At 47.9% G+C, this 19,747-nt stretch carries 18 protein-coding genes and 2 pseudogenes; 7 read left to right on the top strand and 13 right to left on the bottom strand.

Annotated features, from left to right (window positions below):
* The first annotated feature begins 207 nt into the window (after positions 1-207).
* Positions 208-651: an acetyltransferase gene (locus tag IAI47_RS19195; RefSeq protein WP_008924519.1), complete on the top strand. Its 444-nt coding sequence runs from the start codon at positions 208-210 to the stop codon at positions 649-651.
* Positions 652-671: 20 nt separating this feature from the next.
* Here the strand turns inward: IAI47_RS19195 and IAI47_RS19190 are convergent.
* Both IAI47_RS19190 and IAI47_RS19185 read right to left on the bottom strand, forming a co-directional pair.
* Positions 672-991 (bottom strand): annotated as a pseudogene (locus IAI47_RS19190) (cupin domain-containing protein); the annotation flags it as partial.
* A gap of 133 nt (positions 992-1,124) precedes the next feature.
* A complete protein-coding gene (locus IAI47_RS19185; RefSeq protein ID WP_008924517.1) occupies positions 1,125-1,562 on the bottom strand; it encodes an N-acetyltransferase in 438 nt (145 codons plus the stop codon).
* Between the two features lie 382 nt (positions 1,563-1,944).
* Here IAI47_RS19185 and IAI47_RS19180 point away from each other — a divergent pair, with 382 nt between their 5' ends.
* A complete protein-coding gene (locus IAI47_RS19180) occupies positions 1,945-3,882 on the top strand; it encodes a methyl-accepting chemotaxis protein (protein ID WP_008924516.1) in 1,938 nt (645 codons plus the stop codon).
* Positions 3,883-4,082: 200 nt separating this feature from the next.
* Here the strand turns inward: IAI47_RS19180 and IAI47_RS19175 are convergent, their stop codons facing one another.
* Positions 4,083-4,631, bottom strand: a complete 549-nt coding sequence (locus tag IAI47_RS19175; protein WP_008924515.1) for a GNAT family N-acetyltransferase — start codon at positions 4,629-4,631, stop codon at positions 4,083-4,085.
* Positions 4,632-4,903: 272 nt separating this feature from the next.
* Between IAI47_RS19175 and IAI47_RS19170 the strand changes: the two genes are divergently transcribed.
* Positions 4,904-6,082, top strand: a complete 1,179-nt coding sequence (locus IAI47_RS19170) for a DUF4236 domain-containing protein (protein WP_008924514.1) — start codon at positions 4,904-4,906, stop codon at positions 6,080-6,082.
* A gap of 219 nt (positions 6,083-6,301) precedes the next feature.
* Here the strand turns inward: IAI47_RS19170 and IAI47_RS19165 are convergent, their stop codons facing one another.
* The 5 genes and pseudogenes from IAI47_RS19165 to IAI47_RS19145 form a co-directional block, all read right to left on the bottom strand.
* Positions 6,302-6,937, bottom strand: coding sequence for a DUF2268 domain-containing protein (locus IAI47_RS19165; RefSeq protein ID WP_033742887.1), 636 nt, complete (start codon positions 6,935-6,937; stop codon positions 6,302-6,304).
* 184 nt (positions 6,938-7,121) lie between these two features.
* Positions 7,122-8,762 carry a methyl-accepting chemotaxis protein gene (locus tag IAI47_RS19160; RefSeq protein WP_008924512.1) on the bottom strand — a complete coding sequence of 547 codons (1,641 nt, stop codon included), beginning with the start codon at positions 8,760-8,762 and terminating at the stop codon, positions 7,122-7,124.
* Between the two features lie 989 nt (positions 8,763-9,751).
* The gene (locus tag IAI47_RS19155) at positions 9,752-10,435 is read right to left on the bottom strand and encodes an O-methyltransferase (protein ID WP_008924511.1); all 684 of its coding nucleotides are present in this window, start codon (positions 10,433-10,435) and stop codon (positions 9,752-9,754) included.
* A gap of 24 nt (positions 10,436-10,459) precedes the next feature.
* Positions 10,460-11,200: pseudogene (locus IAI47_RS19150) on the bottom strand (SDR family oxidoreductase).
* Positions 11,201-11,490: 290 nt separating this feature from the next.
* Positions 11,491-12,240 carry an SDR family NAD(P)-dependent oxidoreductase gene (locus IAI47_RS19145; RefSeq protein ID WP_008924508.1) on the bottom strand — a complete coding sequence of 250 codons (750 nt, stop codon included), beginning with the start codon at positions 12,238-12,240 and terminating at the stop codon, positions 11,491-11,493.
* 93 nt (positions 12,241-12,333) lie between these two features.
* Here IAI47_RS19145 and IAI47_RS19140 point away from each other — a divergent pair, with 93 nt between their 5' ends.
* Positions 12,334-12,660, top strand: coding sequence for a helix-turn-helix domain-containing protein (locus tag IAI47_RS19140; RefSeq protein WP_003854309.1), 327 nt, complete (start codon positions 12,334-12,336; stop codon positions 12,658-12,660).
* A gap of 307 nt (positions 12,661-12,967) precedes the next feature.
* On the opposite strand, the gene IAI47_RS19135 is transcribed toward IAI47_RS19140, so the two are convergent.
* The gene (locus IAI47_RS19135; RefSeq protein ID WP_187961297.1) at positions 12,968-13,909 is read right to left on the bottom strand and encodes a DMT family transporter; all 942 of its coding nucleotides are present in this window, start codon (positions 13,907-13,909) and stop codon (positions 12,968-12,970) included.
* Positions 13,910-13,983: 74 nt separating this feature from the next.
* Between IAI47_RS19135 and IAI47_RS19130 the strand changes: the two genes are divergently transcribed.
* Positions 13,984-14,838 carry a LysR family transcriptional regulator gene (locus tag IAI47_RS19130; protein ID WP_003854313.1) on the top strand — a complete coding sequence of 285 codons (855 nt, stop codon included), beginning with the start codon at positions 13,984-13,986 and terminating at the stop codon, positions 14,836-14,838.
* Between the two features lie 274 nt (positions 14,839-15,112).
* Here the strand turns inward: IAI47_RS19130 and IAI47_RS19125 are convergent, their stop codons facing one another.
* Entirely contained in the window at positions 15,113-15,376 is a 264-nt protein-coding gene (locus tag IAI47_RS19125; protein ID WP_008924505.1) for a hypothetical protein, read from the bottom strand.
* Positions 15,376-15,900 (bottom strand): GNAT family N-acetyltransferase, encoded by a 525-nt coding sequence (locus tag IAI47_RS19120; protein ID WP_008924504.1) that lies wholly within the window; start codon positions 15,898-15,900, stop codon positions 15,376-15,378. Before IAI47_RS19120 ends, IAI47_RS19125 begins: the two co-directional genes overlap by 1 nt.
* A gap of 98 nt (positions 15,901-15,998) precedes the next feature.
* On the opposite strand from IAI47_RS19120, the gene IAI47_RS19115 reads away from it, so the two are divergent.
* Together IAI47_RS19115 and IAI47_RS19110 are read left to right on the top strand one after the other, a co-directional pair.
* On the top strand, positions 15,999-16,904 hold the full coding sequence (locus IAI47_RS19115; protein WP_008924503.1) for a LysR family transcriptional regulator: 906 nt from the start codon (positions 15,999-16,001) through the stop codon (positions 16,902-16,904).
* 401 nt (positions 16,905-17,305) lie between these two features.
* Positions 17,306-17,602 carry a hypothetical protein gene (locus IAI47_RS19110; RefSeq protein WP_008924502.1) on the top strand — a complete coding sequence of 99 codons (297 nt, stop codon included), beginning with the start codon at positions 17,306-17,308 and terminating at the stop codon, positions 17,600-17,602.
* Between the two features lie 209 nt (positions 17,603-17,811).
* Here the strand turns inward: IAI47_RS19110 and IAI47_RS19105 are convergent, their stop codons facing one another.
* Both IAI47_RS19105 and IAI47_RS19100 read right to left on the bottom strand, forming a co-directional pair.
* Entirely contained in the window at positions 17,812-18,393 is a 582-nt protein-coding gene (locus IAI47_RS19105; protein ID WP_008924501.1) for a DUF6886 family protein, read from the bottom strand.
* Positions 18,394-18,764: 371 nt separating this feature from the next.
* Positions 18,765-19,679, bottom strand: coding sequence for an alpha/beta hydrolase (locus IAI47_RS19100; RefSeq protein WP_008924500.1), 915 nt, complete (start codon positions 19,677-19,679; stop codon positions 18,765-18,767).
* Between the last annotated feature and the right edge of the window lie 68 nt (positions 19,680-19,747).

Genomic DNA, 19,747 nt, shown 5'->3' with positions numbered 1-19,747 from the left:
GCGGAAGTTCGATGTGAAAAAGCTTAGGAGCATTGTCGTTGATGATGATAAAGGGAATCGTACTAACCAGCGTATTAGCACTTCTCATCACGATGATAAGTCATAGAAATTAAACTACTATTGTGAATTTTATTTCACCTTAGTAAATTTAAGTGAGCTATTTTCGTACGTTATTACTCAAAATAAAGCTCACGTTAAGGTTGAAAAATGTTGGATATCAGAATGTCACGACCATCTGAAGCGTCAGAAATCATACAAATCTGGAAGAGTTCGGTGGATGCTACCCACGACTTTCTGACAGCTCATGACAGACAAGAAATCGAAAAAGAAGTTGTCGGTTTTTTCTCAGAAACTCCTGTATGGGTTGCAACAAATCATGATGACCAACTATTTGGATTTATGTTTTTGCATGAGGGCCATTTGGAGGCACTTTTTGTAGCTGCCTCTGCTCGCGGACTTGGCGTCGGAAAACGGTTGATCTTACATGCTCTGGCGCTGCATCCAGAGTTAAGCATCGATGTAAATGAACAAAACCAGCAGGCCGTCGGATTTTATCAACATATGGGGTTTCAGGTCTCAGGGCGTTCCGAGCGGGATAATCAGGGAAGGCCATACCCCCTTTTGCGTTTAAGAATGGCTAATAAGATGTAACAATTGTGACACAGAAACTATTATTGATTTTTTTGGCTAAAAGCCACGATGTAAGAGCAGCTCTGCTCATTATCCGGATTGCTCATTCGGTACTCGCTTGCAAAGGTAGGGGCTATACAGTCACCGGCATGTAGATGATGTGTCTGATGATTGACATGAAAATCAAGGTAGCCATTCAGCATCCAAACGTTTGCCCGGAAAGATGCTCATTTGCAGAAGCGGGTATCGTCAGCTCACCCATCGCAGGAATTTCAACTTTGATCAATTCCGGGCATGCCCCCGCAAGAGACAAAGACCAGCGGATGATGCCTGACTGCTCATCCGTCCAATGCTGATGCTGATGCTGATAATTGAAACTAACCATATACGCACCTGTGGCGCTAAGGTATGAGCTGGCAACCTTAACGTCCGCTTTTGGCACAAAGCGGACTGATGCAGAGATCAATGTCCGCTATGAGCGAAAAGCAGACCTTTTATAAAGCCTTTTTCATAAAAATACGGCTTGTTCCTTCGGGTTTGCAGTCTATACGTCCAAATTCTTCCCAACCGTGCTTTTTGTAGAACTCAGGGGCCTGAAAGCTAATTGTGTATAAGAATGCTGCAGTACAGCCTCTTCTTCTTCCTTCCTTCTCGAAGTGTGAGAGGATTTCTGTACCAATCCCCTTACTCCGAAACTCCGGTGGTAGATAGAAGAGATCTATAAAAAGTAGACCCAACGAAGAACGCCCCTGCATTCCCCCTAGAACTTCACCGCTAGTCTTTGATTTTAATAATACAGATAATGGCAGGCGATCACTCATTCCCGTCATTAAATCATTGAAATTGTTAAGACCTTCTTCAATCGGGATTAATTGCTCGGCGTTAGGATTTGCGCAGATCTCTAAATTTATCCCTTCAAAAATATCATTCATTTAAAATGTCCTTATAGATTAAAGTGCTGTTTAAATATACAGCCATTAGGTGCAATCACAAGAGGTTTGTCGTTTATGGTTTGCGTTTAAGCCGCATGATCAACTTCCGCTTTTGGCACAAAGCGGACATGAATCATGTATAAAACTCGTTAAGAGAGAAATTGATATTAACAATCTTTCCTACCTCTTATGAGGTAATTAGTAACATCAGCATGGGCTAATTACTGGGTGACAGGTTAGACCTTGTTGCAATTCAACCTAAACATTCCCTTTCTTACGCCTGCTATAAAGTTAATGAACAGTTAACCGATAATGATGATTAAGATGCTTTCAATCTGCATTATTTTTGTTCTTATAATAATTAATTCAGCAGGATGTAAAAATGAGTAATATTCTTAACAATATTAATCTTACCGCTAAGTTTGCAATTCTGGGCTTGTTTTGCCTTGTTCTTTTTTCAGTTCCTACCGTGCTTTTTGTGTCAGAAGGTAATAAATATATTCAGGACAAGCAGAAAGAAGTAACAGGAGTGCCTGCTGAAAACAAAATCCTTGCCCTGTTGAATCTGATACAGCGCCATCGCGCTGAAACAGCCCTCGCTATTGCGCAAAAAAATCCTGCCACCTCATCGCGTCTAAGTGTTAGAGATGACATTGTTACTATCACCGATGTCATCAAGAAAGAGATGGCGCAGACAGAAGGCAGTGCGGGTTTAATCGATAAAATTAATGGGGTGCGTGCACAGTGGGACGCGCTGCAGCAGGACATTGATGCTTCGAAACTGGATCAAACGGCCAGCCTTGACGCACATGCGCAACTCATCCGCAAACTTCTTAACACAAACCGCGACGTGCTGGATTTTTACGGTCTGTCGCTTGATTCAGATATCAGTACGTACCGCCTGATTACCAGCAATTTCTCATCATTGCCTGAGCTTACCGAAAGTCTGGGTAAAATTCGTGCGTTCGGGACTTCACTGCTTGCCAGGAAAGAAGCCGTTAGTGAGGCTGACTCTGTCCGTATGGAATCATTAATCAGCACGGGTGCCTATAATCTGGATATGTTTGCTCAGGACTCAGAGAAGCTTTTTTCGTCTGATACAGGGCTGAAGCAGAAATTCAGTGCCGATGCCGACGGGGCCGTACAGGAAGCCCAAAATGCCCTGAAAACTGCAGGTGAGTTATTTATTAGCCGCAGTATGACGAATCAGAGTCCTCAGGACTATGCCGCACTTTTTACCAGCGCGATTAACAGATTCAGCACCTACGCGATTGCGGGCGGTAATGAACTGAATGACATGCTGAACCAGCAGATTACGGACCACCGGCATGCACAGTATGGTTTGCTGAGCGTTCTTCTCTTTATGGTCCTGCTTTCTGTCGTTTTCGCATTGATTATTATCCGTTCTGTAACACGACCTATCGGTGCCGCGTCCAAGCTTGCGCTTGAAGTGGCAGAAGGCGATCTGACCGCATCTTTTTCCGTGACAGGACGCAATGAAACAGCCGGTCTGCTTAAGGCATTACTGCAGATGAGTCAGCGCCTGACGGTGACGGTAGAAAACATTAAAAGTAATGCTGTCACCATTGCCACCTCATCTGAGGAGATTGCCCGCGGTAACGGCGATCTTTCTGCGAGGACGGAAGAACAGGCTGCATCGCTGGCTGAAACAGCCGCCAGTATGGAACAACTCTCTTCGATCATCGGCAACAATGCTGAAAACACCCGCCATGCTGCAGAAATGGCCAGCTCGGCTACCAGCGCGGCATTGCGTGGCGGTCAGGCAATGGAATCAGTGCTGGGTTCCATGGAGAAAATCAGCAGCAGTGCAGGGCAGATTAAGGAAATCATTTCTGTCATTGATGGGATTGCGTTTCAGACGAATATTCTCGCGTTAAACGCGGCTGTTGAAGCTGCCCGGGCCGGTGAGCACGGTAAGGGCTTTGCGGTTGTTGCGGCGGAAGTCAGATCGCTGGCACAGCGCTCGGCTGGCGCGGCGAAAGAAATTAAAGGACTGATCGAACAGTCTGTGGAGAATGCTGAGCAGGGCATTTCGATGGCCCGGGATGCAGGTGAAAAAGTGAAGGAGAGTATGGATGCGATTGAACAGACAGCACAGCTGGTGAGAGAGATTTCATCTTCTTCAGAAGAGCAGAGTGCAGGCGTATCGCAGATAAATATTGCCGTTACTCAGATGGATCAGGTCACACAGCAGAATGCCGTGCTCGTTGAAGAATCAGCATCGTCTGCTGATGAACTTGCAAGTCGAGCCGCTAATCTGAGGGACGCGGTTAGCGTGTTCCGCACAAACGCTGGTTAAAATTTCTGTTAAGTGCTTTTTATATGTCTGTAAACGGCGTGCTGCCAGGCGCATTTCTTAGGCCTGTCATCTCAGTAACAGTATTCCATAAGCCATCCTACGGGATGGCTTAATTCCTTCCTTACGTAACGTTGGCACAAAGCGGACATACGTGCTGCAAGGTCCGCTATGAGCGAGAAGCGGACTTTGTATTACTGGTATCATTGAACTCTTAGAGCATTCCACTCATCGCGGGTGATTTCCCAAAGCTCAGAATCCAGAAGGCCGCTGACATACTCCTTCTTAACAGTTTTGATAAGCCGCATTCCGCTAGTGACCGAAATACGCTGAGAGCGGCTGTTAAGGGCTGCTTTAGGTGCGCGTAACACCGGCTTATTCAACACATTGAACCAGTAATCTGTAGCCGCAATACTAGCCTCACGCATATAACCCTGACCCTGATATTCCGGTGCGAGCCAGAATCCGCGATTGTTGTCTTCTTCGTCGTAAAGACAGATCAAGCCCATGACTTTATCTGGTATCTCACGATTTCTGATAGTCCAGAACCATGCAATTCCTTTCGCCATGTCAGGCAGAGCAACGTTATTGACGTAATTCTCTGCACCATTCTCTGGATAAGGCCAGGGGACCGATGCCACCATATAGCGGACTATTTCCCAGCGGGGATAAAGCGTCTGGATCTGCTTAGCATCTTCGGCGACTAATGGTTTTAAAAGCAACTGATCTGTTGTAAGTGTGGGGGTTAGCATAGGCAATCATCCTTACTGGTTAATAAATTCCTGATCAGATTTTGTTTACCTTACGAAAAATATGCGCATACCGTCATCTGTTACATCATGCAAAGATGGTATTACGGCTTCAGCGTCCGCTTCTGGCAGCAAAGTGAAATGCGGCAGGCTAAGGTCCGCTATGAGCGAAGAGCGGACATTAATCTCCTGCAAATGCCTTATTTTTTATATTGGTGATCACTTCCTTTAACACACCCACATGTTAGGATTATTCCTAATACATAGGAGGGTTTATGGGATTAAGTTTTAGGAAGCGCCTAAAAATTGCGCCAGGCCTGTATCTAAACGTGTCCTCGGGCGGCACTAGCTGGTCAGTAGGTGTACCGGGTGCAACACTCAATTTTGGGGGAAAGAGAGGAGCAAGAGCCACTGTTGGTATTCCAGGTTCTGGCATTTCATATAGCCATAAAATCGGTGGAAAAAAACCAAGCTCTCAGGATGACTCGATCTCTCCAACTGTTTTTTTTGAATCCGAACATTCTCCTCCTCCCTTTTTTGAACATATTGACCTTTCAGTGACTCCTGTGGTGAGCGCCGACATTGATACCATTGGTGAAATGGGAATGTCAGATCTCGCGGATATGATCAATCAGGCAGAAACAACACGTCAGGAAATTTCTAAACAACTCAGAGAATTAAAGAATAAGAAGCAAAAGCTCGACAATAAGGCCAGTTTCTACAGCATGATTATCCTGCGAAGCCTATTTAGCAAAAAGCTTGGTAAGCTTCGAGACCAGGTACACTCCACTGCCGAGTATATTGAGAGCGGGCAGGCTGCCCTAGAAAGCACGGGCTTAATATTTAACTGGGGAGGAGACGAGAAAATTCTTGCGCATTATCGCGCGCTCACTCAGTCATTCGGGACTGTATCTCGAAGCAAGAAGATCTGGGACATACTGTCATATCGTGAAACAGACAAGGTCAGGCAGCGCACTCAGGCGGATAAAGAGGTTTCACGTGAAGATGTACGGTTCAGTATGGGGCGACCAAACTGTCTTCCAGCTTCCCAAAATGACGAGTTCAAAATGGTTCCGCATCTGGAAAACCGCAATGGGGGGGATGTTTATATTTTCCCTGGTTTTCTGCTAATCGAAAACGAATCCCGGTTCGCAGTAGTTTCAATTTCCGACGTGGAGTTAGACTTTGCGCGAACACGGTTTGCTGAAACCGAAAGCGTTCCGTCAGATAGCAAAGTTGAAGGTAACACGTGGCGGTACGCGAACAAAAATGGTGGGCCAGACAGGCGCTTTAATGATAATCATCCGATCCCTTGGGCCATCTACGGAATCTTGTCGATTCGTTTCAGGAACGTGCTTCATGAGGAGTACATGATATCGAATGAAGAGGCAGCGAGGCAGTTTGCAAAGCATCTTCTTAATCTTATTGAACATACAAAACTTAGTACCCTTTGATCAGTACGCTGTTCAGTAATGACTATGAAATATACTTTGAGCCGGGAATTTGCAGTGGGGACCCGTTCCCTTGGCATTAGCATGCTAATGTAATTTTAACGTCCGCTGTTGGCACAAAGCGGATGGAGTCAGATGAACGTCCGCTATGAGCGATAAGCGGACCATGAGATTTTCGCTTATAAGTTGAATAAAAGCTTAAGAGAAATAAAAGTATGTACTTCATATAAAAGCCTTTAACTCCTCAGCATTTATGTTCGCCAGCATTGATGCTTTCAAGTTTGGGGATGATGCGAGATACCTGGATATCAGGTTGAAACCTGCCGTATAACCCAGCCACCTTGGTAAATCTCCAGTTCCGAAAAACCAGGCATTATGGTCATAATCAGTACGATGCCAGTTTTCAAGCATGAGTGGATAGTAGGGCTTAACAGTATCAGTCATGAGGCTTTCCCAGGGCTCAGATTTACCACCAAAAAGCTCAAGAGAAAAATGCCCGGCAAGTCCTTCAGAGACTAGTACTTCGCCCAGCGTTGAGCCGTATCCCGGTCCTGCCCACCTCGCAGCATGGTGAAGTTCATGAGCAAACATACGTTCAAGGGAGTTCTCAACGTTTTTGCAGAATGCAGGATTTTCCGGATCGACTGTTATATAAATAACTCCAGCTTCAGGACAAAAACCGACATGCCCTTTCTCAGGGATAACAAACTTCCCGGACTTAACTATGACGTCTACTGAAGGAGTCGGCATCAACCTTGTGACCTGGACGTAGGTATCGGTCAGGTTAGTTCTCAGCCATTTACTGTGAACAGTGAGTTTTTCCTGAGCATTCAGAATATGGATGGTTATTTGAGACATGTCAGTCTTACCCAGAAACATTAGTAATATGCGGATACTAACAGACATATAGGGCATGTCATGTTGCTGCTCAGCAAGTGGCCGACCAATGATCACTAATGTCCGCTTCTGGCACAAAGCGGACGTTCTTAAGAGTCAATACGGAAAAGGAGTGAGGCTGCGCTTTGCAGGACGCAGCCAGATATCAGAAGGTAGTCCAGTTTCCGTCTGTATCAGCAGGCGCTTCTTTCTTCACTGTGGCTGGTACAGATGCGATTACATGCCGGGTGGCTGCAGGATGTGAGACTGCAGCAAGCGTGAACACTGACACCGACTGCAGCAGCAGTGATGCCTGTTCGCGCAGACTCTGTGAGGCTGACGCCGATTCTTCGACCAGCGACGCGTTCTGCTGCGTCATACTATCCATCCCGGTTACGGCAATGCCTACCTGCTCTATACCGCGGGCCTGTTCGGCACTTGCAGCGGTAATTTCCTCAACGGTGTCACTTAACTGACCGACTGATGACACTATATCCGCCATCGTAGTCACAGACCGGCTCGCCAGGGTACTGCCTGCACTTACGCTTGCCGAGTTTGCCTCAATCAGCTGACGGATTTCACCGGCGGCCGTGGCGCTGCGGCTGGCCAGCGTGCGCACCTCACCGGCGACGACGGCAAAGCCACGTCCCTGTTCGCCTGCACGCGCCGCCTCTACCGCCGCATTAAGGGCCAGTATGTTGGTCTGGAAAGCAATACTGTCAATCACTGACGTGATATCGGCAATTCGGCCTGAGCTTTCGCCAATAGATTTCATTGTTCCGGAAATGTCGGAAGTCACCTCACTGCCCTGGCGGGCGACCTCCCTCACGTTAACGGCAAGCTGTGCTGCCTGACGGGCATTGTCGGCATTGTTTTTGACAGTGACGCTGAGCTCGCTCATGGTAGCAGCGGTCTGCTCCAGTGCACTGGCCTGCTCCTCGGTGCGCTGAGACAGGTCTGTGTTCCCATGCGCAATCTGCAGGCTGGCTGCGGCAACGCTTTCGGCGTTCCGGCGTACTGCGCTGACCGTCTGCGCCAGCGAGTCCTGCATCTCAGCAACTGCGGTGAGCAGCATGCCGGTTTCATCCCGTCCGCTGACAGGGACGGCCTGACTCAGGTCTCCGCGTGCGATACGTTGTGCGGCAGCAAGCGTGATGCTCAGCGGACGGGTAATACTGCGGGTGATCAGCCAGGCAGCGGCCGCTGCAAGCAGAACGGCGATAGCACTCAGTGAGGTCAGCAGAATGGTGGCCGCATGCTGTTCATCTTCAGCAGCAATACGCGCCGTTTGCATCTGTTGTTCCTGAAAAGATACCAGGTCTGCAATAGTTTTCAGGTAGTCAACCTGGGTCTGGTAGCGCGGACCAAGAAGAAGTTGCGCGGCCTCTTCCCGCTTACCTGCCATTCCCAGCGCGACAACATCATCAGAAAAAGCAAGATACTGACTGCCGGTGCTCCTGATTTGCGCAATGAGTTCCCGGCTTTTTGGTGCCTTCAGCAGAGCGTCAACCTGATCAACCGTAGCGGTAATTTTATCATGTACCCTGTCATAATCTTTTTTAAAGACGGCTTTACGGTCAGGTGCATCCGCCAGGACAACGTTACGGACCAGCCGGCTAAGGTCAGTTGAATAGTAACGCAGATTGGTTGCAGTTGAGGCCTTCTGGTAGCGGCTGCCTGCAAGCGTATCCGCCGTCTCTCCGAGGGATTGAATGCGGGTAAATCCGGTAAAAGCAACGATGACCAAAAGGAGAAGGATGAAGGCAAACGCAGCGCCAAGCCGCGTGCCGATTCTGATGTTGTTCATAATGTTCCTGGCTGAAATAACGTTTATTTAATAGAGCTTTACATGTGGGTTAACGCTAATTTTTTATTTTTTTTGTAGGGTCATTCATAGGCAGTTGTGGGCCATTGCTGTATGCGGCTTGTGTAAAATGTCGGACTACAGGGAATGCATATCGATGCACTTACCTGTTCATAGTTTGATAATTTTTTTTTGATTAAAACCAGCGTTTCTCCGGCAGATCTGGTGACAGAAATAAAAAATCCCGGCTCAGGGGAGGCAAAGCCGGGAACCACTTCTAAAAGGACAAACGCTGTCAGTGACAGAGGCAATCATACCGACAGGCATAGCTTTTATCGGTTCGCTTATCAGAAACTTTATTTCTTATGAAAGATTACGGCTGAATGAGAGTATGCATCTCCTTTGGGAAAGGATGAGAGCTTCTACCGGAATCTTTATTTCCATGATATGCAACTCTATTGATGTTCGCTTTGAGTGAAAATCGGACGCAGGCCATTTATATATCTTCGTTTTTCTCGTTGACCTGCCCAGACGTATATACCATTAATTCAGAGATTCATCAGCATGCTCGGAGGTTGCATATGTTGGTATATAACGTTTTTGGGCGACATCTTGGCGTTCAACGTTAGAATGATCGGTGGCTGGTGTTTCGTGCTGACCTGACGGAAAGGAAGTTTTCCTGGCTTTATGACGTCGCTATTCCAGATGATATGACAGAAGGTGAGATTGCTGGCTGGCTAAGTGATATTTTTCATGAAGCCTCAACCGAGCGTCATCCAAATGTGGAACGAATCGAATAACGATTTGATGAATAGCTTTACTCTGAGTCCGCTTCTGGCACAAAGCGGACATGTGCAACAAACAATGTTCGTTATGAGAGAAAAGCGAACGTTTTGTATATAACTTTTAGACACCATAAACAGTACAGTTTTTATTTATCGTTCAGAAACAGTGAATGAACATTTGAGGTCAGTGCGTTTTCCTGAATACCATCATAGGGTTTTAACGATAGCTATAACGAAACCATCCCATCCTTTTTCACCAACAGTCTGAACTGCCGTCGCTTCAAGGCGTTCATCCTCAGAAATCATCCCGACAAATTTTCGCAGGCCCAAAACGTTAGGATCCTCACTCGTGGAGTCAATGACATTGCCACCGCGCACTGTGTTATCTCCTACGATAACAGTGCCTGGTTTCGACAGTCTGATAGCCCATTCAAGGTAGTGGGGGTTATTCACTTTATCGGCATCGATAAAAATCAGGTCAAAAGGAGCATCAAGCGTGGGTAAGACCTCAAGCGCAGCTCCCCTGTGCAACGTGACGCGCTCAGCCAGCCCCGCTTTATTAATGTTCTGGCTGGCCACTTCTGCATGATGCTCGTTGAATTCAATTGTCGTGATGCTTCCATGTGGTGGGAGAGCTTTGGCCATCCATATGGTGCTATACCCCCCAAGCGTTCCTATTTCAAGAACCCGAACAGCACGTGACATTTGCATGAAAATAGCCAGCATTTTTCCCTGCAAAGAGGATACGTCATGCGTAGGCAAACCTTGATCTGAGTTATTAGCGAGAGTGTATTTTAAATCTGAATCTTCAGGGGCTAGCTTTTCAGAAAACCAGGCATCTACCTGAGCCCATTTATCAGAATCTTGTGAAGGGTAATCCGGAATGCGCATATGAATTTAAGCTCTCAAAAAACTTCAGTAATGAACCAGCCCGCCATCTACAGCATACTGGCTGCCGGTAACATAGGATGCGTCATCGGACAGGAGGAAAAGTGCAACTGCAGCGGCCTCTTCTGCTGTTCCTGCATGGCCTAAAGGAACATGGCTTACCACAAAATCTTCAAACTGCTGACGTGACTGTTCCGGCATGAAGTGCCTGAAGTTGGTTTCAATCGGACCCGGCACCAACGTGTTGACGCGGATACCGCGTTCAGCCAGCGCAGATGCCCAGCTTTTGACCATAGCAATAACGGCACCTTTCGTCGCTGCATACAGGCTTGTCATCGCCGCTCCTTAATATACAGATGAGGATGATGTCACTAGAACGGATGCACCTGAATTAAGTGATTTGGAGAGAGCTGCCAGCTGTAGCATCGGACCGCGCACATTAGCGTTCATCATACGATTGAAAGAATCTGCCGTAACAGATTCCGGAGAGCCTACCTCTGCATAGCCGGCATTAAGCCATAATCCATCAAGTGAACCCCAGCCGCTGATAGCTTCCCCCAGTCCGTTGATGTCAGTTTCGCTTGCAGCATCGCTTTTCAGAATAAGCGATGTCACAGGAAGCAAGCTGCGTGCACATTCCAGCCTTTCGTCATTAAGCCCCGTAATGGCTACGTGGCCACCTTCAGTAACAATACGCTGAGCGCCTGCCAGCCCCATGCCACTGGTGCCGCCCGTGATCAGTATACGTTTACCCTGAAATCTTCCCATGTTTACTTCCGTTACCTGGCTGCAGAATCAGCATTTACCTTACGTAAAAAAAACACTATTCGTCATCTGTTTCATCACGCAACCATGGGAACGACTGGATTGATGCTTGTACGACCGCTTCTGGCACAAAGCGGACTGAGTCAGATGAACGTCTGCTAAGAGCGAAGAACGGACCTTGCTAAAAGAAGGTGTATCAGAAGCTGAGCACCACAGAGGGTCTGATATTCTTTTAGATACAGAAGCCCGGAGAAACCGAACCTCTGTAAAGCCTTATTAAGCGTAGATAATCACTAGATTTGCGCTGAGCCACCGTCAACAAACAGTTCGCTTCCGTTAACGAAACTGCTGTCATCCGATGCCAGGAACAGTGCCGCAGCGGCCACTTCTGCGGGGTCAGCCAGCCGGCCCAGCGGCGTGGTGGATTCAACCGCACGGATCATTTCACTGTTGAATGTCTCGTCAGGTGAAAGACCATGCCAGCCTGGAGTCGAGGTTGCGCCTGGCACCAGAATATTAACCCGAATCTTTTTCGGTGCCAGCTCAAGGATCCATGCCCGTGCAAAATTGCGCACGGCAGCTTTGCTGGCGCTGTAAACGCTAAATGCCGGCACGCCGGTCGTGGCACTGGTAGAACCGGTCAGTATGACTGAAGCTCCCTCTTTCAGTAAAGGCAGCGCTTTCTGTACGGTAAAAAGTGTGCCTTTAACATTGGTGTCAAAAATTCGGTAATAATGCGCTTCAGTAACATCCGCCAAAGCGGCGAAATCTCCGCCGCCAGCGTTGGCGAAAAGTACGTCAATATGCCCGGCCTGCCGCTGAACTTCCTGAAAAAATGCCTCAAGATCCTGCATTTTAGAGATGTCGCTGGGTATCCCCACCGCATTATGGCCCACTTCCAGAACAGCTTGTTCGAGTTCGGCTGCACGACGTCCCGTCATAAAGAGCTGCGCGCCCTCCGCGGCAAAACGCTTCGCCGATGCCAGTCCGATGCCACTGTTAGCGCCAGTAATAACCACAACTTTTCCTGTCAGTTTGCCCATGTTTTTGTCCCAATTGCGAAGTAAAAAAAGATAGTAACGCTATACCTTCTTATGTAACAGTACCTACCTAAAGGTATGTATAAGGAAAAAGTTATGGAGCCGATCTGCGGCCTTGATGTGGCCTTTCGTTATATTGGCGGTAAATGGAAACCCGTTATGTTATTCCATCTTCAGTTTGGTCCGCGTCGTTTTGGAGAACTCAAACGACTCGTTGAAGGTATCAGTGAAAAAGTGCTGATCCAGCAACTCAAAAATTTAACAGAGGACGGCATTCTGGTAAGACATGATTTCCAGGAGGTGCCGCCTAAGGTTGAATACAGCATCACTGAGTTTGGTCGTTCGCTGGCGCAGGCGTTACAACCTCTTTGCGAATGGGGAAACGCTAACCGCTTTCGCCACCAGGCTGAAGAACAGCAGTAAAGGGATGCCTGACAGGCATAGGGTGCGTGTCTGAAACCAGATAATATTCAATGGAGAGAATGGCAATCGATAGGGATGAGGTGATTGCTGATTTTAACAGCAAGATTGACCTGCTCCCCGTTGATAGATATACGCATCTGGCACAAAGCGGACAAGCTAACTGAGCTGAGGTCCGCTATGAGCGAGAATCGGACATTGCAGATATCGCGATGTATAAATCTTTGGAAAGCAGGTCACAGATCCATGTTCTCATGACCCCGCAAAGAGTGACTCCCGGCTAATTAGCAAATCGGATTAAAATGGGTGCTCATGAGGGAGGATTTTTATCTGCTGCCTCACCACGTATGACCATCCAGATCCCGACAGAAGAAACCGCCATACCGAAAGCCATCTGCCAGGAAAGGGGCTCATTGAACATAGCCCATGCCCAGATCATTGTGACAGGTGGACTGAGGTACAGCACGGTGGTAACACGGGTTGCTGAGCTCCGGCGTAGACAAATCCAGTAGAGACCGTAGCCACCAAAAGTTGGCAGAGTCGCCGTCCATAAGACGCTGAGCGTGAATCCCAATGTGGGGATAGGCGCCAGGTCGCCGTTAATGCCTCCAATTACAGCAAAGGCAATTACCGCGACGAAACACTGGAGCCAGAGATTGGGCAAGAGATCCATTGACTGTGAATCATTACTGCGTTTCTGCCAAAGCGTTGCTACTGCAAGCGACAGCATACCCGCTACCGGCAAACCATAAGCCCAGAGTGGGGCGTTGCCAAAAGTGAGCACGTTACGGGTCACCCATATCACGCCGAGCAGTCCCGTGAGAAGCCCAAGCCAGACCCGGGTGGCTAACCGTTCCCCCAAAAATGCTGTCGCCAGCAGCGCCATTCCCAGCGGAAGCAGGTCAGCACACAGGGCTGAGAGTCCCGCCGGGACACCTAATGCAATCCCTTGGGTCACACCGATCATGTATCCGACCATGGCCAGCAGGCCGATTCCGGCATTTATCATTAGTACTCTGGAAGGTGTTTTTAACAGGGGTCGGTACACGAAGGGTAAGAGGAGCAGCGTTAACAAAACATAGCGCCAGAACACGACCAGTAATGCCGGGGCATAATTAATTGAAAAGCGTGCGCCGATAAAACCTGAACTCCAGGAAAACAGTAAGGCAACCTCAAGCAGGGGCAAAGGAATGGTATAAAGCCAGTTAAGGCTTAACGACTTTTTTCTTTGAAATTGATTTATTTTGCTCATTCCAAAAAGGTAATAGATGGGTGTAATCTGGTAAATCAAAATGATATGTACAACTGGTTTAAAGAAGGTAAACATTGACCACAACGCTTTCTATCGAGCTACTTCGCACTTTTCATGCTGTCGTACGAACAGGAAAATTCAGCGCTGCAGCTAAACTCCTCCATAAGAGTCCTGCGGCAGTGAGCATTCACATTCAGCGTCTGGAGGTCGTTGCAGGTGGGCAGTTACTGCAACGCGATAATCAGTCCGTAATGCTGACTGCACTAGGGAAAAAGCTTCTGCGCTCAACAGCAGAGCTCCTGCGCTCGCACGATCAGATACTGGCTGACCTTCATGGGGCGAATCTCACCGGGCGAATCATCCTTGGCATGCCTGATGAGTATGCTGCTCAGGTTATCCGGGAGATACTTCCTCCATTTAGTGCGGCGTGGCCGAACGTTGTAATGGAGTTGAAAATGGGGCCCAGTAACGAGCTTGAAGAGTGGATAGATCGAGGAAAACTGGATGCGGCAGTGGTCGTCCAGCCTAAAGAAAAAACCAGTCCCAATGCGCAGTTGTTAATGTCAACCACGCCCGTCTGGGTAGGTCCTCTGAACAATACTGTGGCGCTTGAAACCCCCTTGCCTCTGGCTGTCTACGCAGCGCCATGTATTTATCGTAAGGCTATTACCGCCTCGCTCAAAGCTTCAGGTCGACGTTCGCGCATCGTGCTGGAGAGCCATTCAAGTAAGGCGGTCCAGGCATGTGTCGAAGCAGGACTGGCCGTAAGTTTAATGGATCGGGGAAAGGTATCAGGCCACATGGTTATTCTTGAGAATATGCCTACTATTCCTGACCATAATATCGTGTTCATACGAAGCGCCCAATCATATGGGGACGAAGCTGTAGATCTGCTTTCAAAAGCGCTTCATCAATCATTCCGGCTTTAAATGGCTAATAACATGATGCAATCAGATGTTCTTATCTCATCATTACTGTGTGAAAGATTTCCTTGTAAAAAGCACTCCTGTTTCTTTTCTCCAGTTATCGATTAGTCTTTGGCAAATATCGCTGATATGTCCCTGTAACATAAAAATGCTCTGTTATGTTGGATTTTATACATAAGTAATGTCCGCTCCTGAAATAAGGCTTCAGTTGCAGCCCTCGCAAGTCAGACTTTAATTGACGCAGATACCTCCAGAACATCAATTTCCGCAGGCTGCATCAGAAACTTTCAGCAACGGTCCCTGCCATCATCATTAATCGTCCGCCGGTCCGAGCCATGACATAACCTGTCAGCGGCGAAACCAGCCCCATGACCAGCATGGCAACGGTAAGGCCAGAGAAAGTCACCACCGGAGACCAGCCCGTCTCTGCCATGATGGCGGTTCCGAAAACGCCGGGCATGTAGAACGTAATTCCCCAGTTGATAAGCTGTGCCATACCAACGCAGAAAATATTGCGCCCGGTCAGATGTCCGTCTGTCATCAATTGCTCTCCGCAGGCGTGGCGTCGCCCTGTCCGAGCGTGCGCTGCAGAATGACCGTATCGAGCCAGCGCCCATGCTTAAATCCTACCGACCGGAGTGTGCCGGTGATGCTGAAGCCTGCAGCACTATGCAGAGCAAGAGAGCCCCTGTTTTCGCTATTTCCCACCACGGCTACGAGCTGGCGAAAGCCACGGGCTTCTGCCCAGGCTATCGCATGGGATAACAACATTTTACCGGTGCCTCGTCCCTGATAATTGACATCCATATAGACGGAGTCTTCCAGGGTAAAACGGTAGGCGCGACGTTCCCTGTAAAAGGAGAGGTAGCAATACCCCCGGACCTGTCCGTCCTCAACCGCCACAAACCAGGGCAGTCCTGCTGAACGCACCTTTTCCAGTCGGGCTGCTATTTCAGCTGCATCCGGCGGTTCGGTTTCAAAAGTAGCGGTGCCCTGTAATACGTGGTAAGCATAAATCTGCTGGATAGCAGGAATATGTCTTTTATCTGCTTCTGTTATTTCCATCGGTAAGGCTCTTTTTCTTCTGAGAAACAAAGACTAACCCGGGTAAATAATTTCAGTCAGACTGCGGGACTTATCAGCGGTATAAGGAAAACTTTGACATGGCAAACCTGAACCTGGATCACCTTGCGACTTTCAGGATGGTCATCAGCCGGGGCAGTTTCTCCGGCGCAGCAGACGCTCTCGGACTCTCACAACCTGCTGTCAGCCTGCAGATAAGACAGCTGGAGCAGACACTCCAGGTCCGCCTGATTGAGCGAACCAGCCGGGGAATAAGACCCACTCCAGCGGGGCTGACTTTTTCTGAGCACTGTATAAAAATTGATTCAGTAATCAATACAGCCATTGAGTCAGTGTCTCTGCACTCAGACGACATAACCGGCACCGTTACTGTCGGCATGGGGGCAACGGCCTGTATTCATCTTCTGCCTCCCGTACTGCAGCAGCTGCGACAGGCACATCCTCTGCTAAAAGTAGACGTCCGCACGGGCAATACTTCCGATATTGTCCGGAGCGTGGAGGAGAATCGTATAGATATTGGGCTTGTAACACTTCCAGCTAACGGCAAATGCCTGAGAGTAAGCCCGCTGGGCACTGATGAGTTTGTTGTGATCATGGAAAAGGATGCACCAGATCAGAGCGTGAAACCGCTGTCTCCCGATGCCCTTTTGTCACTGCCGCTGATTGTTTTTGAACCTGGGAGCGGGACACGCGCCTTGATCGACGAATGGTTTCATAATGCCGGGCTAACTGTCAGCCCCATGATGGAGCTTGGCAGTATTGAGGCCATTAAAAAGATGGTACGTTCCGGTCTGGGCTACAGCATCGTTCCCCGTATGTCTGTTGCAAATATTGATGAAAGGCAGGGTCTGAGTCTTTACTCTGTGACGCCCTCGCTTCATCGAACTCTGGGGACAGTAATGCGAGAGGATCGGATTGTCAGCAGGGGCATGAGTGTCATACTGAAAAGACTACAGGCTGGTTTTGCAAAAGATGAAATCAGCTAAGTATTTCCGGATAAAGTTGTCTGGCAGCGGCGGCTGGTTTGCTCCAGACAATATCCCTGCAGCTTAAGCCACCGGTGGCCTCTTCCGGCACACCGCGGCGGTCAGAATAGATCTCCCGCCACCTTAAGCTCTCCGGCATACCGGGACGTTGGCCTGATTACGCTAACTGGCAGACAGCTTAACTTCGCCGAACCGCCAGAAGCGGCGTTTCGGGTCTTATGGCCTGGGTCTGTTAGAAAGTAAGTAGTGACATTCGATATGTAACGAAGAATGGCGTTTGCATCACGTGCGGGAACAATGTCGGTTAAGGGCTAAATGCAGTCTTTTGCTAATTACTCAGTAACAGAGTTGGTATGCTTTGGCTTTCCTCTAAATGAAACTCTCACAGCGGGACGGATATCATGAAGCAGGTCAGAATCTATACACTCAAAGACAGACAGTCAGCAGAAATTTATTTTCACAGACACTGGCCCCGACACATGGTCTCTCTTCCGGCCTTTGGTATATATGTCAATCATGTTTATCTGGGGAAAGAATGTCAGGTCATTGCAACAGTGACGTATCAGGAAGGGGCCGAAATAGAAGCCTTAAATCAGAAATATATGACCAGCAAGGAGTTCATGTCTGACATGGACGGCTTTGATATGTCTTCAATCCTTCGCGTGGACGAAATCAGCATTAAAGAATCGCTTTTCTGACTTCGTAACGTTCTGAAGCAGCACGAGTGTTCCGGTCTCAGTCATTTAAATTAATACGCAGCCACCAACCAGCCCTTAAGGCGTGGCTCAGATACAAAGCATTTTACCGGTCCGCTTACGGTATCAAGCGGACTGACGTCAGGCTAACGTCTGCTATTAACGATGATCAGGCATTACCGATGTAAGGGCCTTACCTGTCGGTAACACGTTTATACAAAAATCTGGCGACCCGGCCTGGAATGCGTCCAGCCAGGCTTGCCCCAGTCTTGTGCGTTTCTCAATCTTATCCCACTGGCGTGAAGTGATGTCAGCCATACGCTTTTGAGTGGCGTTAGCCTTTCCATTACCCGAAGCGTTATATTGCGCAATGCAAGTTCAGTATCAAGGTTGGAAAACGCTTTCAAGTCAGTTGGGATAACATTATTTTGAGATACCCACATACCGACCTCTCCTGTTGGTTCAAAGCCATCTACTGGCAATTCATATCTGTAAATTTTCCCGCTTTGAAAACGTGATAGCCATGCATGTTCAATACAAGCAATCGCCGTGGCCTGGGAGTCACTGCCCATCCATTTTTCAATGTCCACTCTGTTTGTGTCAGGTCGTGGCCAGTAAATGATAAGTGGGCACTCACGAGGGAAAAGATAAAGTAATTCATGCGCTTCATCCGTAGCCCATATCAGTGAGCCGTTTAACCACTCCTGCCCGGCAGGTCGATCAACATGAACCCTTAACTGGCGAGGTTTAAATATAGTAATATCAGAATTATCACTGAAATGAAAAAGACGCATTAAGACTCCGTTTAAAATGAATCGAGCACGCCAAACTACTAATATTGAATAAATAAAGTTTCGTCTTTATGAATGATTTCTTAAATTAATTTTTCAGGCATGCAGATATTGATCATCTTTGAAACTGGATGTGTGAAGCGTCCATTTCTGGCACATAACTGCTGATGCATAATGAGGTTTGTAATAAAAATGCCCCTCTGTACATAAAGTCACCCTGGATGGGGGCTGGTCAGATGAGAATGAGAAGCACGTCAGGAGATTGTCATGTAAAAATTTCAAGGAGTCAGGAGAGACGATTATAGTTATCCGAGACGAGGAAAAACATGAGTTAGCCTCATGACGATCAGGCAATTCTGCCCTTTAAAAGATAACTACTCATGTTTGTAATCCGTCATTGAAGACAGCCGTCTGAAGTGTTCTCTCAGGATATCTGTTAACTCAAAAATACACTCGAGATGTGTGCTGCCCTCAACAATTCGCCTGGTTAAATGCGGATTGCCGCAGCTCCTGAAAAACTCATCCATTCTGCTTACATCAAACAGTTCGTCATGCTCAGCAAGCATGATTGTTAGTGGAATCGAAATCGCTTTGAGTTGCCTTGCTGGATTACGAGGGGTAAGGGCATTAGCCATATTAACGCTATAAGTCTGAACGAAGTCCGGCCTCGAATTGATCACCTCACAGGGAAATTTAAGCCTTACTCCCGTAGAATGACCACAAAGAAAACCCCCACTCATTGCATTGATTATGAAGCTCCAACGGTTTATCGATGCAAAGGGAATGGAAGAATCCCGGTTCAGATTCGGGGGTAAAAAAGGGCCTAACGCTGGGGCTAGCAAAATCAGGCTTTCAACTTTCCGCGATAGAGAATATTGCGTAAAGTAGTTGATCAGCATGCCACCGCCACTGGAATGACCAAGCAAATGAACCCTGGCATCGCTAAAAGAAGCGCGAGCATAATCGATGACTTTATCAACATCCTGCCAGATTTGCTCAGGGCTTGAAGCATCCCCTCGGATTCCCGTTGAGCGACCGTGCCCACGGATATCAATGAGATAAACACAGACGGGTAGAGCGGAGCTCAACTGTCTTGAAAGAATGTCGTAACCAGCATCAGAGTTAACACCACCACCGTGATATACGATGAGAACCTCATCCACGATCGTTTTTGGCTCATATCTCCTTATATACAACCCATTGAGTTGTCTTTCGATGACTTTAGCAGGAGGAAGTAACTGAGCATTGAGCTGTTCAAAGCGCTCGATAAAACGGGTGAAATCAATCACGTTTGAATTCCTTATTAACAAGATTCACTGCCTGTGAAGTTCTAACATCAAGCATGCACATTGTACTG

This window comes from Pantoea sp. MT58, assembly GCF_014495885.1.
GTDB classification, from domain to species: Bacteria; Pseudomonadota; Gammaproteobacteria; order Enterobacterales; family Enterobacteriaceae; genus Pantoea; species Pantoea eucalypti.
Note: the sequence above shows the minus strand (reverse complement) of the source record. Positions and strands in the feature narration are given on the sequence as shown.

Coding starts and splice junctions, on each gene's coding strand:
- IAI47_RS19195 (WP_008924519.1), top strand. CDS start 208: ATGTTGGATATCAGAATGTCACGACCATCTGAAGCGTCAGAAATCATA.
- IAI47_RS19185 (WP_008924517.1), bottom strand. CDS start 1,562: ATGAATGATATTTTTGAAGGGATAAATTTAGAGATCTGCGCAAATCCT.
- IAI47_RS19180 (WP_008924516.1), top strand. CDS start 1,945: ATGAGTAATATTCTTAACAATATTAATCTTACCGCTAAGTTTGCAATT.
- IAI47_RS19175 (WP_008924515.1), bottom strand. CDS start 4,631: ATGCTAACCCCCACACTTACAACAGATCAGTTGCTTTTAAAACCATTA.
- IAI47_RS19170 (WP_008924514.1), top strand. CDS start 4,904: ATGGGATTAAGTTTTAGGAAGCGCCTAAAAATTGCGCCAGGCCTGTAT.
- IAI47_RS19165 (WP_033742887.1), bottom strand. CDS start 6,937: ATGTCTCAAATAACCATCCATATTCTGAATGCTCAGGAAAAACTCACT.
- IAI47_RS19160 (WP_008924512.1), bottom strand. CDS start 8,762: ATGAACAACATCAGAATCGGCACGCGGCTTGGCGCTGCGTTTGCCTTC.
- IAI47_RS19155 (WP_008924511.1), bottom strand. CDS start 10,435: ATGCGCATTCCGGATTACCCTTCACAAGATTCTGATAAATGGGCTCAG.
- IAI47_RS19145 (WP_008924508.1), bottom strand. CDS start 12,240: ATGGGCAAACTGACAGGAAAAGTTGTGGTTATTACTGGCGCTAACAGT.
- IAI47_RS19140 (WP_003854309.1), top strand. CDS start 12,334: ATGGAGCCGATCTGCGGCCTTGATGTGGCCTTTCGTTATATTGGCGGT.
- IAI47_RS19135 (WP_187961297.1), bottom strand. CDS start 13,909: ATGAGCAAAATAAATCAATTTCAAAGAAAAAAGTCGTTAAGCCTTAAC.
- IAI47_RS19125 (WP_008924505.1), bottom strand. CDS start 15,376: ATGACAGACGGACATCTGACCGGGCGCAATATTTTCTGCGTTGGTATG.
- IAI47_RS19120 (WP_008924504.1), bottom strand. CDS start 15,900: ATGGAAATAACAGAAGCAGATAAAAGACATATTCCTGCTATCCAGCAG.
- IAI47_RS19115 (WP_008924503.1), top strand. CDS start 15,999: ATGGCAAACCTGAACCTGGATCACCTTGCGACTTTCAGGATGGTCATC.
- IAI47_RS19110 (WP_008924502.1), top strand. CDS start 17,306: ATGAAGCAGGTCAGAATCTATACACTCAAAGACAGACAGTCAGCAGAA.
- IAI47_RS19105 (WP_008924501.1), bottom strand. CDS start 18,393: ATGCGTCTTTTTCATTTCAGTGATAATTCTGATATTACTATATTTAAA.